This is a genomic window from Micromonospora sp. NPDC049004, assembly GCF_040649315.1.
GTDB lineage: Bacteria > Actinomycetota > Actinomycetes > Mycobacteriales > Micromonosporaceae > Micromonospora.
Map to the genome: position 1 here is coordinate 1 of NZ_JBEZFG010000023.1, position 13,300 is coordinate 13,300.

A 13,300-nucleotide genomic window follows, 5' to 3' on the forward strand; every position below is an offset into this window, starting at 1 on the left:
CTCAACGACCGCCCCCGCATGACCCTCGGCTGGGCCACCCCCGGTGAGAAAATGGCCCAGCTACTCGGTGTTGCAACCACCGGTTGAGCCCGCCCAGCTGACGGAAACTGTCCAAGATCTAGGGGCGGCCGGCGTCAGGCGTTGTTGTGCCCGGCCAGTGACTGACCGGCGACTGGCATGACGGCCCGTGGGGCGCGTCGGCCCGACCGGCATGCTGGCCCGTCGGGCCGGGCGGCATGTCGGCCTCTGTGGCGCGTCGGGTCGGGCGGCGCGCGTACCCCCGGGGCTTTCAGTCGTGGTTGCCGCGGAAGATGTCGATCAGTGCGGCGACCAGCGCGAGCGCGATGATCCCCGTGGCGAGCAGGAGCGATTTCTCGAAGGCCGACGTCCAGTTGCCGCGACTGTCGGCGAGCGAGGAGAAGAACATCGAGCCGACCGCGGCGATGCCGGCCGCCGCTCCGATCCGCTGGCCGGTCTGGAGCATGCCGGCTCCGCTGCCTGCCTGGTCGACCGGCACCTGGGCGAGGGTGAGCGTCTGGTTGGGGGCGATGACCAGTCCGCTGCCGATGCCGGCGACGAGCAGCGGCGCGGCGGTGACCCAGGGCGCGGGGGCGTCCGGCGCGAGGTGCAGTGCGAGCACTGTGGCGGCCAGACCGATCACCACGGCGAGCAGTCCGATGGCGACCAGGGGACGGCCGAAGCGGTTGACGATGCGTCCCCCGAGTGCGGACGCGGCGGCGGACCCGAGCGCGAACGGGGTGATGGCGAGACCGGCGACGAGCGCGCTGTAGCCGAGCCCGTTCTGCAGGAACAGGGTGAAGATGAAGAAGATCGCGGTGAAGCCGCCGAAGTAGACGAGCGCGATGAGCGCTCCGAGCGTGTACGACTGGAAGCTGAACAGGTGCAGGTCGAACAGGGGTTCGTGGTGCCGCGCGTACCGCCGTTCCCACAGCCCGAAGGCGACGAGCACCGCCAGGCCGGCGGGGATGAGCGCCCACTTCCACGGCGTACGCCACTGCTGTTCCTGGACGAGTGGCAGCAGGATCAGCACCACGCCGACGCCGAGCAGCAGCACACCGATCGGGTCGAGCCGGCGTCGACCGGGCTGGCCGTCGGGTCGACCGGGCAGCAGCCGCCACCCGAGGACCACCGCGACGATGCCGACCGGCACGTTGACGAAGAAGACCCACCGCCAGCCGTGCTCCTCGCCGCCGAGGGCGATGAGCAGCCCGCCGAGCAGCGGCCCGACGGCGGTGGAGATGCCGATGGTGGCGCCGAGGATACCGAACGGGCGGGCTCGTTCCGGCCCTCGGAACAGCTGTTGGATCAACCCGATCACCTGTGGGTTGATGATGCCGGCGGCGGCGCCCTGGAGCAGTCGGGCGGCGACCAGCCAGGTGGGGGAGGTGGCCAGGCCGGCGAGCGCGCTGGTCAGGGTGAACAGCGCGATGCCGAAGACGAACGCGTTGCGCCGTCCGCGGAAGTCACCGAAGCGGCCGGCCGGTACGAGCACCAGCCCGAAGGTCAGCGCGTAACCGGAGAGGACCCACTGCAGGTCGCTCGGGGAGGCGTGCAGCGCCCGGTCGATGGAGGGCACCGCGACGTTGACGATGCTCACGTCGAGCAGCGTCATGAACGCGGCGACCAGCCCGACCCCGACGGCCTGCCAGCGCCGGCGGTTCTCCGCCGCGTCGACCGGCTGCGGCTCGCGCGCCGCGCTCATGGTGCCCCCCGTTGACGGTCGATCATGCATCCCTGACCGCTACCCCGGCAGGCGGGGGCCAATCGTCGGGGGTCACGCCATCTGGCGGGCGCAGAATCGGGGGCCGAAGTCGAGGCCGGCCATCGGCGAGTCCTCGCGGTGCAGCAGGCCCTTCTCGGTGAGTTGGTGCAGTGGAGTGTGCACCTGCTCCTCGGTCAGACCGGATCCCTCGGCGATCAGTTCCGGATAGGGCACCTGGCCACGTGCTTCGAGGGCGGTGACCGCCTGGTACACGCGCTGCTCGACGTCCGACAGCTGCACCCGCTGCATGATCTCCTCCTTTGCCCGCCCGCTCGGCGCGGACGGTCGCGCCAGGCCGGTTACCCCGTGCCTGACCGAAGATGCCCACCCGATCGGGCGGTTGGCAGCGCGCCGTGCCGGGGCCGCCCGGCGGAGGGTGCCCTAGGCTGCAACCGTGATCGTCTGGGATCTCGTCGTCGTCGGCGCCGGCCCCGCCGGGCTCTCCGCGGCACACGCCGCGGCCCGCGCCGGCGTTCGTACGCTGGTTGTCGAGCGGGCCGCGCACCCGCGGTACAAGACGTGCGGCGGTGGGCTGATCGGCACGTCGCTGGCGGCCGTGCGCGGCCGCATCGACGTGCCCGCGCACGACCGGGTGGACCGGGTGACGTTCACCCGCGACGGCCGGCGTGAGTTCACCCGCCGCAACGGCAGTCCGGTGGTGACCATGGTGCGCCGCGAGGAGTTCGACGACCGGCTGCGCGCGGCGGCAGTGGCCGCCGGCGCGCAGATGCGCGAGCAGGTCGCGGTCCGCGCGATCGAGCAGGACCCCGAGGGGGTACGCCTGCGGTTGGCCGACGGTACGACGCTCACGGCCCGCACGGTGATCGGCGCGGACGGTTCCTCGGGGGTGACCGCCCGACATGTGGGTGTGCGCTACCAGCAGGTGGACCTGGGGCTGGAGTTGGAGGTGCCGGTGCCGCCCGCCGAGCAGGAGCGCTGGCGCGGGCGGCTGCTGTTGGACTGGGGTGCGATGCCCGGTTCGTACGCCTGGGTGTTTCCGAAGGGCGACCGCTTGACGGTCGGTGTGATCGCGGGTCGGGGCGCGGGGGAGGGGACGCGGGCCTACCTGCGGCAGTTCGTCGACCGGTTGGGGCTGACCGGGCTGCCGGCGGAGCACGACTCGGGTCACCTGACCCGTTGCCGCGCCGAGGACTCCCCGCTGCGCAACGGCAGTGTGCTGGTGGTGGGGGATGCCGCCGGGCTGCTGGAGCCGTGGAGCCGCGAGGGCATCAGCTTCGCGCTGCGCTCCGGGGAGATGGCCGGCGCGGCGGTCGCCGACGGTGACCTGGCCGGGTACGAGCGGGCGGTCGCCGAGCGCTTGACGCCGGAGATGCGGGCGGGGTTCCGGCTGCTCGACCTGTTCACCCGCCGACCGGAGGTCTTCCACGCCCTGTTGGCGACCCCGCCGGGTTGGCGGATGTTCGTCCGGTTCTGTCAGGGGCGGGCGAGCTTCGACGACATGCTGCGACGTCGACCGGTCCGGGCGGCGCTCGCGGTGCTGGACCGGCTGCCCGCCCCGCGCCGGCCGGCAGCCAGCATCCACCCCTGACCAACGCCTGCCGATGGCGCACCGGCCCACGCCATACACCCAGGATCCTAGGATGCCTTACGCGGTGTGTCGGCTCGCACCGACAGCCGAGGGACCGTCAGCCGACAGACCGGTGCCGCGGGCGACCGGCCGTCAGACAATGGCGGAGTAGGAGGGGGTGCCGATGGCCGAGCAGCCGTTCACCGAGGACGAGTACGCGTTCCTGCGCCACATCCGGTTCGGGGAGTTGCCGCCCGCCGTACGCCCGGACGAGCGGGTCGCGCTGACCGAGACCGATCCGGGGCGGGACCGGCCGGAGAAGGCCGAGGACCCGATCCGCTGGAACGTGCAGGGCTGAGACCGGAACGGGGCGGGCCGGGAGACGAACGGGCGGGCCGGGGTGTCGCCACCCACGGCCCGCCGACGTTCTGCGGTCAGAAGACCGGCACGCCCTCGCGTACCAGTCGCCAGTTGGGCTGGAAGAAGTCGTCCGGGTTGATCGTTCCCTTGGCCTGCGCCCAGTCGATCAGCAGCTGGCGGATCTCCTGCTGCGCGTTGTAGACCTGGGTCTTCACGATGCCGGGGAAGTTGCCGCCGCCGCTGCGCCGGTAGTTGTTCACCGCCACCACGAACTGCGCGTCGTCCGCCACAGGGGTGTCGGTGCCGGGCAGCACCAGCCGGGTGATCCGCTGGCCGACCGGCTTGGAGATGTCGATGTCGTAGTCCAGGCCGGAGATCACGTCGTAGTTGTAGTCCGGCACGGCCGGGTCGCTGATCTGCTCCGGGTCCACGGGGGCTCCCGGGGCGAGGGTGCGGAAGTACTTCGCCGAGTACTCCAGGTACGCCCGGACCTCGGCGCCGCTGAGAACGACCGCCTCGAGGGTGTTGTCGTACACGTACAACCCGGCCACGTCACGGATCTTGACGTCGCCGGCGGGGAAGACAGCGGTACGGCTGAACGGCGCCGCGATCGACAGCACCGGCAGGTCGGCGTACGCGGTGCCGGCCAGCGCCGCGTCGACGACCTCGGTCTGCACGTGGTTGATGAAGTCCAGGATCGGCGTGTCCTTGTACCGCGACTCCGCCGCCGACAACTCCACGGTGGACTGCGCGACCACCTGGTTCACGTACGCCACTGTCTTCTGGTGTTGGGTGCGCACCGCGGCCAGGACCTTCGGGTCCTCGACCACCGAGTTGGTGTTCAGCATGGTGGCGGCCTTCTTGGTGATCGTCCAGCGGCCACGCTCACGGGCGAGGGTGAAGTCCATCCGGGTGAGCCGCTGGCCCCACTTCGACGGCTCGGAGAGCAGCACCTGCGCGCCGGTCCGCTCGTTGGTGACGAACCGCTCGACCACCTCGTTGTGGGCGTGCCCGAAGAGGATCGCGTCGATCCCGGGCACCTGCTGGGCGATCAGGGCCACCGGGTTCTCGTTGGGCAGCTCCGGGCCGTAGCTGGAGGTGCCGCTGTCGCCGCCGTGTGCGGAGATCAGCACGAGGTCCGCGCCGCGCGCCCGCATGATCGGCACCCACTTCGCGGCGGTCGCCACCATGTCGTCGAAGCGCAGCCTGCCCTCGACGTTGCCCTTGTCCCAGATGGCCACGCCGGGGTTGGTCAGGCCGAGGATGCCGACCCGCAGGGTCGGCGCCGCGAAGCCGAGGGAGACCTTCTTGATGACGTACGGCAGGAAGGCGGGCTTGCCGGTCTTCGCGTTGATCGCGTTCGCGGCGAGCGCCGGGAAGCCGAGTTGACGGATCCACAGGTCCAGCAGCGGCAGGCCGTAGTTGAACTCGTGGTTGCCCAGCGTCACGGCGTCGTAGTCGATGACGTTCATGGCGCGGGCCATCGGGTGCTTCTCGCCGGTGGCGGTGATCGGCTCCTGCTTGGCGTAGTACGTGGCGAGGGGAGTGCCCTGGATGGTGTCGCCGGCGTCGAGGACCAGCGTGGCCTTGCCGCGCCGCTCGGCGCGGATCTGGTTGATCAGGGTCGCCAGCTTCGCGACGCCGATGTCGTTGTGCTTGCTGTCGTCGTACTCGGCGTCGCGGTAGTAGTCCCAGTTGTAGACGTTGCCGTGCGTGTCCGACGTGCCCAGGAGGGTGAGGTCCCAGGTGCGCGACCGGGCGGCGCCGGCCGCCTGCGCGGGGGCGGCGGCGATCAGCGGGGCGGTCGCCGCCGCGGCGGCGACCGCGAGCACCTGGCGACGCGACGGGCCGGATCCAGAGGTCATGACGTGCCTTTCCATGGGGGTGGACGCGCCTCGTGAGCGCCTCGCGCACCATAACCAGCGCCTGTCACTTGCGCCACGCCAGCCCCGGTTTCCGCAGGTCGTTGCAGGGTAGGGCGTTCTGGACGAGGTCACGGGGGAGTAGTCCGCACAGTGCGAGGAGATGTCGGTGAGCGAGGACCAGCACACCCAGCAGGACCCGACCAGCCAGTACGGCCAGCAGTCCGGTTCGCCGGGCCAGCAGCAGTCGCCGCCCGGTTCGACGGGGGAGATGACGCCGAAGCCGGACCACGGTGAGGAGTCGTACCGGGGGAGCGGGAGGCTGGACGGCAAGCGGGCACTGATCACCGGAGGTGACTCGGGGATCGGTCGGGCCGTGGCTATCGCGTTCGCCCGTGAGGGCGCCGACGTGCTCATCTCGTACCTCAGTGCCCAGGAGGACGCCGACGCCCGCGAGACCGTCCGGCTCGTCGAGGACGCCGGTCGGCGCGGCATTGCGGTGCGCGGCGACATCACCGACGAGGCGCACTGTCAGGAGCTCGTCGACCGGGCGGTGCGTGACCTGGGCGGGATCGACATCCTGGTGAACAACGCGGCGTACCAGATGTCGCAGGACAAGGGCATCCTCGGGATCAGCACCGAGCAGTTCGACCGGGTGCTCAAGACCAACCTGTACGCCATGTTCTGGCTGTGCAAGGCCGCCATCCCCCACCTGGCGGAGGGCTCGGCGATCATCAACACGGCGTCGATCCAGGCGTTCGACCCGTCGCCGCAGTTGCTGGACTACGCCACCACCAAGGCGGGGATCGCCAACTTCACCAAGGCTCTCGCGGCCGACCTCGCCGAGCAGGGAATCCGGGTCAACGCGGTGGCTCCCGGCCCGGTCTGGACGCCGTTGATCCCGTCGACGATGCCGAAGGAGAAGGTGAAGCAGTTCGGCACCGACACCCCGGAGGGCCGCCCCGGTCAACCGGCGGAGCTGGCGCCGGCGTACGTCTTCTTCGCCTCCCAGGAGTCCAGCTACGTGACCGGCGAGATCCTGGGGGTCACCGGCGGTCGACCGACCAAGTGATCCGGCCGCCGGGTGGTCGCCGTGGCGGCCACCCGGCGGTGCGTGTTCGTGCTCAGCGAGGCCAGGTGGCGAAGCGGTGGCGCACCCGCGCGACGTCGTCGGCGCCCAGGCCGTAGCGGCCGAACCGTTTGTCGGACAGCCGGTCCAGGTAGCGGCCGGCGGCCCGCACGTCGGCCGGGTCCAGGGCGGGGTCGACCTGCCGGGCGAGCACCAGCAGCTGCGTCACGTCGTAGTGCTCCAGCGCCGCCGCCACGTCGATGAAGTCGCGGACCTCCCGCCGGTTGACCAGGGCCGCGATCTTGTTGGCGACCAGGTCGCGCACGTCCATCACCGGGCCGAGGTCCATCACGACCGGGCTCTGCTGCCGGTCCAGCCGGGCCAGGCTGAGCCGGATCTCCCGCCCGTCGCGGCTCACCACGAAGTCCTTCATGTCCTGGCCGTACCCGTCGAACAGATCGGCGAGCTCGCTGTCCGGGTCGGCGTCGGTGACGGTGAACCCGGCCCGCTCCAGCGCCCCGCGCACCCCTGCGGTGGCCGCCGCTGCGGCGCCCTCGACGTCGGCGAAGAGGTCCACGTCCTCGGTCGGCCGGGCGACCAGGCCGTGCGCGGCCCAGGCCACCCCGCCACCGAGCACGAACCGGTACGGCCCGGCGGCGGTCAGCGCCACCCGGGCCACCTCCCGGTAGAACTCGTGCAGATGGGGTGCGATCACGCCGCGCGCAGGCCGCGGTGCCGGCTCTCCCAGGCGAGGCGGACGCCCCGGGGCAGGTTGAGCAGCCGCCACACCCGGCGCAGTGTCCGCCCGTTGATCAGGACGCGCAGGTCGTCGGCGCTGGCGGTCTCACGCAGCACATTCTCGTACATCCAGAGCAGCTGGTCGGGGTCGCCGAGGTCGAAGGTGCGCTCGGCGTTCCACATCAACCGCACCGGCAGCTCGACCACGCCGCGGGTGGGGCCGGTGAGCTCGGTGAGGGTGCGCGCCACGACGGCCGGACGACCCGGGCGGGCCAGGAAGGCCACGCCGGTCGCGGTGGGCGAGACGGCCTGCATGCTGTCAGGGTAACGCCCGCCGGACCCGGTGTCGCTCAAGCGACCTTCCCCGGGCCTCGGCGCCCGCCCGGCGTGGCTCGCGGAAGCTGCCGGACACGTGCCAGCTCGTCCGGTTCCGCAGGGCTAGGGTGGCCGCTTCCCGGCGTCGTCCGAAGTAATCGTCCGACCCGGTGATGAGTTGTCGGGCCCGCACCCGTCATACCTGCGACGGGACACGACGAGACGGGAGCATGACGTGACGAGTGCGCACACGGACGAGCAGGTGGGCGAGGGCGGTCTGGACGGGGTCGACGAGTCGGCCTTCGCCGGACTGGCGGGTCGGCACCGGCGGGAGCTGCACGTGCACTGCTACCGGATGCTCGGGTCGTTCGAGGATGCCGAGGACACCGTTCAGGAGACGTTGCTTCGCGCGTGGCGGCGGCGGGAGACCTTCGCGGGGCGGTCGTCGTTCCGGGCCTGGCTGTACCGGATCGCCACGAACGCCTGCCTGGACCTGCTCGCCCGACGCCGTCCCGAGCCTGCGACAGGTGGCGAGGTGCGGTGGTTGCAGCCGTACCCGGACCGGCTGCTCGACGAACTGCCGGCGGGTGACGCGGACGAGCCGGAGGCCGTTGCCGTCGCGCGGGAGACGATCGAGCTGGCGTACCTGGTGGCGGTCCAGCACCTCGCGCCGCGCCCACGGGCCGTGTTGATCCTGCGGGACGTGCTGGGCTGGCCGGCCAAGGACGTCGCGGAGCTGCTCGGGGATTCCGTCAACTCGGTGAACAGCGCGCTGCAACGGGCCCGCGCCGGCATGCGCGAGCACCTGCCCGCCGAGCGGCAGGACTGGACCGGCGGTGCGGAGGACGTCGGGACGCGCGAGCTGGTACGCCGGTTCACCGACGCGAGCGTGGCCAAGGACATCGACGCGCTCGCCGCGATGCTGCGCGACGACGTGCGCTGCTCGATGCCGCCCACACCCGGCGTCCACGTCGGCCGCGACGCGGTGCTGAACGACTGGCTCCAGGACGGCTTCGCCGACCTGGGACGCCTGCGCGGCGTCCTGACGGCCGTGAACCGGCAGCCCGCCATCGCCTTCTACCTGTGGCGGGAGTCCGAGGGCGCGTACCTGCCGTTGACGATCGACGTTCTGCGGGTCACCGGCGGGGCGGTCGCCGAGATCGTCATCTTCCACGACGACCAGTTCCCGCGGCTCGGGTTGCCGCAGCGCCTGCCGGCGGACGGTGCCCGGTGACCGCCGCGGCCCCGGCGTCGGGCCGGACCAGCCGTGCGCACCGACTGCGCGGGCTCGCCGGTGTGGGGCTCCTCGCCACGCTCGCGGCGATGCTGGCCACCACAGTCGTCGCCGCGCTCGCCCGGGACGCCGGCGTCGACTTCGCGGTCCCCGCCGGTGGCGAGACGATCCCGATACCCGGGTTCGCCGTGGTGACCGGCGTCTTCTCGATCGTGGGCATCGTCATCGCCGCCGCTCTGCTGCGCTGGAGTACGCGTCCCGCCGCGCGGTGGGTGTGGACGGCGGTGTCGCTGACCGCGATCTCGTTGGTCGCGCCCCTGCTCTGCGGGGGCACCGCCGCCACCGTCACCGCCCTCGTTGGACTTCACCTCGTTCCCGCGGCCGTGATGATCCCCGCGCTGAGATGGAGCCTGCGCGCCGAGTGACGATGCCACGACGCCCCCTCCCCGATTAGCGAAGAGTCCTCATCTGACCTATGTTCGTGAGGTCGCTCGCGTGGGAGGGGGTGTCGGAGATGGGTCTGCGGACGTTCATCGAGGGTTGGCCGGTGTATCGGCAGCTCACCGGCACGGACCCGTTGGGCCGGGGCGCCGCCGCCAAGTCCGCGCGCTCGGCCGGCCTGACCGCCCGCACCGACACCGCCGACAGCGTGGCCCGCTCGGTGTGCCCGTACTGTGCGGTGGGTTGTGGCCAGCGGGTGTTCGTCAAGGACGGGCAGGTCACGCAGATCGAGGGCGATCCGGACAGCCCGATCTCGCGGGGTCGGTTGTGTCCGAAGGGTTCGGCGAGCAAGAGCCTGGTGACCAGTCCGCTGCGGCAGACGACGGTCCGCTACCGGCGGCCGTACTCGACGCAGTGGGAGGACCTGGACCTCGACACCGCTCTCGACATGATCGCCGACCGTGTCCTCGCCGCCCGCGAGCAGACCTGGGAGGACGTCGACGAGCAGGGCCGGCCGCTCAACCGGACGCTGGGGATCTCCAGTCTGGGTGGGGCGACGCTGGACAACGAGGAGAACTACCTCATCAAGAAGTTGTTCACCGCGATGGGGGCCTTGCAGATCGAGAACCAGGCCCGTATTTGACACTCCGCCACCGTCCCCGGTCTGGGGGCCAGCTTCGGTCGTGGCGGTGCGACGGATTTCCAGCAGGACATCGCCAACGCTGACGTCATCGTCATCCAGGGCTCGAACATGGCTGAGGCGCACCCGGTGGGTTTCCAGTGGGTGATGGAGGCCAAGCGCCGGGGCGCGAAGGTCTTCCACGTGGACCCGCGGTTCACCCGGACCAGCGCGGTGGCCGACTCGTACCTGCCGATCCGGGCCGGCACCGACATCGCCCTGCTCGGCGGCGTGGTGCGCTACATCCTGGACAACGAGCTGGACTTCCGCGAGTACGTGCTCGCCTACACCAACGCGGCGACGATCGTCAGCGAGCGGTTCAGCGACACCGAGGACGGCGACGGCTTCTTCTCCGGCTTCGACCCCGAGACCGGCAGTTACGTGCAGGACAGCTGGCAGTACGAGGGCCACGAGGACTCCTCCGGCAGCGGGCACACCGCCCAGGAGCGCGACAACGCCGCGGGGTTGGCGCACGAGTCGCACGGCGCGCAGGTCGGCGGGCAGACCCAACGGGACGAGACGTTGCAACACCCCCGCTGCGTCTACCAGATCCTCAAGCGGCACTTCTCCCGCTACACGCCGGAGATGGTGGAGCGGGTGTGCGGTATTCCGCAGGAGAAGTTCCTCGAACTGGCCCAGGCATGGACCGCCAACTCCGGCCGGGACCGCACCGGCATGCTGATCTACTCGGTGGGGTGGACGCAGCACAGCGTGGGCGTGCAGTACATCCGTACCGGGGCGATCATCCAGCTGCTGCTGGGCAACATGGGCCGCCCGGGTGGCGGGGTGATGGCCCTGCGCGGTCACGCCAGCATCCAGGGTTCGACGGACATCCCGACGCTGTTCAATTTGCTGCCCGGCTACCTGCCGATGCCGCACCACGCCGAGCACCCCACGTTCGACGAGTGGGTGGACAGCATCCGGCATCCCGGCCAGAAGGGCTTCTGGGGCAACGCCCGATCGTTCGCGGCCAGCCTGCTCAAGGCGTACTGGGGGGACGCGGCGACACCGGAGAACGACTACTGCTACGGCTACCTGCCCCGACTGACCGGTGACCACGGCACCTACCAGCAGGTGTTGAACATGATCGACGGGAAGATCAAGGGGTACTTCCTGCTCGGGCAGAACCCGGCGGTCGGCTCGGCCCACGGCCGGGCGCAGCGCCTGGGCATGGCCAACCTGGACTGGCTTGTCGTCCGCGACCTGTTCATGATCGAGAGCGCGACCTTCTGGCAGAACGGTCCCGAGGTGGCCACCGGCGAGATCGTGCCCGAGGAATGTCGTACCGAGGTGTTCTTCCTGCCCGCCGCCTCGCACGTGGAGAAGGAGGGCACCTTCACCCAGACGCAGCGGTTGTTGCAGTGGCGCCAGAAGGCGGTCGAGCCGCCCGGCGACGCCCGCTCCGAGCTGTGGTTCTTCTACCACCTCGGCCGCAAGCTGCGCGAGAAGCTGGCCGACTCGACGCTGCCGCGCGACCGGGCGCTGCTCGACCTCACCTGGGACTACCCCACGCACGGTCCGCACGCAGAGCCGAGCGCCGAGGCGGTGCTGCGCGAGATCAACGGGTACGACGTGTCGACCGGCCGTCCGCTGTCCAGTTTCGCCGAGGCCCGCGCGGACGGCTCCACAGCGATCGGCTGCTGGATCTACACCGGCGTGTACGCCGACGGCGTCAACCAGGCCGCCCGCCGCAAGTCCCGACACGAGCAGGACTGGGTGGCCGCCGAGTGGGGTTGGGCCTGGCCGGCGAACCGCCGCATCCTCTACAACCGTGCCTCCGCCGACCCGGACGGCAACCCGTGGAGTGAGCGCAAGCGCTACGTGTGGTGGGACGCGGAGAAGGCCGAGTGGACCGGCTACGACGTGCCGGACTTCGAGAAGACCAAACCACCGTCGTACCGGCCGCCGGCCGGCGCGTCCGGGCCGGAGGGGATCGCCGGCGACGACCCGTTCGTCATGCAGGGCGACGGCAAGGGCTGGCTGTACGCGCCCAGCGGTGTGCTGGACGGGCCGCTGCCGACCCATTACGAGCCGGTGGAGTCGCCGGTGCGTAACCCGCTCTACCGGCAGCAGGCCAACCCGACCCGCAAGTCGTACGCGCACCCGGTGAACTCGGTCAACCCGAGCCCACCCGAGGACCACAGCCAGGTCTTCCCGTACGTGTTCACGGTCAGCCGGCTCACCGAGCACCACACCGCCGGTGGGATGAGCCGCACGGTACGCCCCCTCGCGGAGTTGCAGCCGGAGATGTTCGTCGAGGTGTCACCCGAGTTGGCCGCCGAGACAGGGTTGGCGCACCTGGGGTGGGCGCACCTGATCAGCGGGCGCGCGGTGATCGAGGCGAAGGTGCTGGTGACCGACCGGCTCACGCCGCTGCGGGTGGACGGTCGGATCATCCACCAGGTGTGGCTGCCGTACCACTTCGGTTACGAGGGCCTGGTCACCGGCGACTCGGCCAACGACCTGTTCGGCATCACCCTCGACCCCAACGTCCTCATCCAGGAGAGCAAGATCGGCACCTGTGACGTCCTGTCGGGCCGCCGTCCCACCGGGTCGGCGTTGCTCGACCTGGTCGCCGACTACCAGCGGCGGGCCGGCATCACACCGGGCGGACACGCGCCGGCCGTCACCACCGACCAGGACGTGGAGGGGCGCGATGGCTCCTGACCCGAACAGCCTCTACGGGCCGCTGGACCCGGCGCCGGACGCCGGTTATGTGGATGCGCCGCCGCGGATGGGGTTCTTCACCGACACGAGTGTGTGTATCGGGTGCAAGGCGTGCGAGGTGGCCTGCAAGGAGTGGAACGGTGTTCCGGGCAGCGGCCTGGATCTGTTGGGCATGTCGTACGACAACACGGGGGCGTTGACCGCGAACTCGTGGCGGCACGTCGCGTTCATCGAGCAGCCGCGTCCGGCAGGGCACGGCGGCGCGGCGTTCGCGGGCACGCCGACCGGCGCGACGGTCAGCGCGGCGTCGGCGGCGGTCGCCGCCGGCACCGGCGGCCCGACCGGCACCGACCCCGGCCTGCCGCCCGGCTCCCCGTCGGCCGCCGCACGCATGGTCACCGGCACCCCGACCACCGCAGGGCCGGCCCCCGGCGGCCGGCTCGACGTGCTCGGCGACCCGGCCGCCGCACCCGGCCCGCACCTCACCGTCACGCGCGACGCCCCCGACGACGGCGCGGGCCCGCAGTTCCTGGGGATGCCGGGTGGGCAGCCGCCGGGGCGGGGTACCGGTGTGGAGCAGCGGTCGGATTTTCGGTGGTTGATGATGTCGGATGTGTGTAAGCA

Annotated in this window: 11 protein-coding genes and 1 pseudogene; 7 read left to right on the top strand and 5 right to left on the bottom strand. The window is 71.2% G+C overall.

The genetic code is table 11. From position 1 onward, the window contains the following. Nucleotides 1–289: 289 nt before the first annotated feature. Nucleotides 290–1,753 carry an MFS transporter gene (locus AB0B97_RS32350; protein ID WP_357499105.1) on the bottom strand — a complete coding sequence of 488 codons (1,464 nt, stop codon included), beginning with the start codon at nt 1,751–1,753 and terminating at the stop codon, nt 290–292. Nucleotides 1,754–1,795: 42 nt separating this feature from the next. Next, entirely contained in the window at nt 1,796–2,032 is a 237-nt protein-coding gene (locus tag AB0B97_RS32355; RefSeq protein WP_234591430.1) for a hypothetical protein, read from the bottom strand. 145 nt (nt 2,033–2,177) lie between these two features. Between AB0B97_RS32355 and AB0B97_RS32360 the strand changes: the two genes are divergently transcribed. Together AB0B97_RS32360 and AB0B97_RS32365 are read left to right on the top strand one after the other, a co-directional pair. Continuing rightward, nucleotides 2,178–3,332, top strand: coding sequence for a geranylgeranyl reductase family protein (locus tag AB0B97_RS32360; RefSeq protein WP_357499108.1), 1,155 nt, complete (start codon nt 2,178–2,180; stop codon nt 3,330–3,332). Between the two features lie 163 nt (nt 3,333–3,495). Then, on the top strand, nt 3,496–3,669 hold the full coding sequence (locus AB0B97_RS32365) for a hypothetical protein (RefSeq protein WP_234591432.1): 174 nt from the start codon (nt 3,496–3,498) through the stop codon (nt 3,667–3,669). Nucleotides 3,670–3,745: 76 nt separating this feature from the next. Here AB0B97_RS32365 and AB0B97_RS32370 read toward each other — a convergent pair whose 3' ends face one another. Further along, nucleotides 3,746–5,536, bottom strand: coding sequence for a 5'-nucleotidase C-terminal domain-containing protein (locus tag AB0B97_RS32370; RefSeq protein ID WP_357499110.1), 1,791 nt, complete (start codon nt 5,534–5,536; stop codon nt 3,746–3,748). A 166-nt stretch (nt 5,537–5,702) separates the two neighbouring features. On the opposite strand from AB0B97_RS32370, the gene AB0B97_RS32375 reads away from it, so the two are divergent. Beyond that, nucleotides 5,703–6,605: an SDR family oxidoreductase gene (locus AB0B97_RS32375; RefSeq protein ID WP_357499112.1), complete on the top strand. Its 903-nt coding sequence runs from the start codon at nt 5,703–5,705 to the stop codon at nt 6,603–6,605. 52 nt (nt 6,606–6,657) lie between these two features. Here the strand turns inward: AB0B97_RS32375 and AB0B97_RS32380 are convergent, their stop codons facing one another. Beyond that, nucleotides 6,658–7,317 carry a nucleotidyl transferase AbiEii/AbiGii toxin family protein gene (locus AB0B97_RS32380; RefSeq protein ID WP_357499114.1) on the bottom strand — a complete coding sequence of 220 codons (660 nt, stop codon included), beginning with the start codon at nt 7,315–7,317 and terminating at the stop codon, nt 6,658–6,660. Beyond that, a complete protein-coding gene (locus tag AB0B97_RS32385; RefSeq protein WP_234591437.1) occupies nt 7,314–7,655 on the bottom strand; it encodes a hypothetical protein in 342 nt (113 codons plus the stop codon). The genes AB0B97_RS32380 and AB0B97_RS32385 overlap by 4 nt, the downstream gene beginning before the upstream one ends. Nucleotides 7,656–7,890: 235 nt before the next feature. Here AB0B97_RS32385 and AB0B97_RS32390 point away from each other — a divergent pair, with 235 nt between their 5' ends. The 4 genes and pseudogenes from AB0B97_RS32390 to AB0B97_RS32405 form a co-directional block, all read left to right on the top strand. Beyond that, nucleotides 7,891–8,889 carry an RNA polymerase subunit sigma-70 gene (locus AB0B97_RS32390; RefSeq protein WP_357499117.1) on the top strand — a complete coding sequence of 333 codons (999 nt, stop codon included), beginning with the start codon at nt 7,891–7,893 and terminating at the stop codon, nt 8,887–8,889. Then, nucleotides 8,886–9,314 (top strand): DUF6069 family protein, encoded by a 429-nt coding sequence (locus tag AB0B97_RS32395; protein ID WP_357499119.1) that lies wholly within the window; start codon nt 8,886–8,888, stop codon nt 9,312–9,314. Before AB0B97_RS32390 ends, AB0B97_RS32395 begins: the two co-directional genes overlap by 4 nt. A gap of 89 nt (nt 9,315–9,403) precedes the next feature. Then, nucleotides 9,404–12,676, top strand: a complete 3,273-nt coding sequence (fdh, locus tag AB0B97_RS32400) for a formate dehydrogenase (RefSeq protein ID WP_357499121.1) — start codon at nt 9,404–9,406, stop codon at nt 12,674–12,676. Next, nucleotides 12,666–13,300, top strand: a pseudogene (locus AB0B97_RS32405) (4Fe-4S ferredoxin); the annotation flags it as partial. The gene fdh and the pseudogene AB0B97_RS32405, both read left to right, overlap by 11 nt.

Excerpts from the sequence above, each read along its gene's own strand:
- AB0B97_RS32350 (WP_357499105.1), bottom strand. The coding sequence starts at position 1,753 with ATGCATGATCGACCGTCAACGGGGGGCACCATGAGCGCGGCGCGCGAG.
- AB0B97_RS32370 (WP_357499110.1), bottom strand. The coding sequence starts at position 5,536 with ATGACCTCTGGATCCGGCCCGTCGCGTCGCCAGGTGCTCGCGGTCGCC.
- AB0B97_RS32355 (WP_234591430.1), bottom strand. The coding sequence starts at position 2,032 with ATGCAGCGGGTGCAGCTGTCGGACGTCGAGCAGCGCGTGTACCAGGCG.
- AB0B97_RS32385 (WP_234591437.1), bottom strand. The coding sequence starts at position 7,655 with ATGCAGGCCGTCTCGCCCACCGCGACCGGCGTGGCCTTCCTGGCCCGC.
- AB0B97_RS32365 (WP_234591432.1), top strand. The coding sequence starts at position 3,496 with ATGGCCGAGCAGCCGTTCACCGAGGACGAGTACGCGTTCCTGCGCCAC.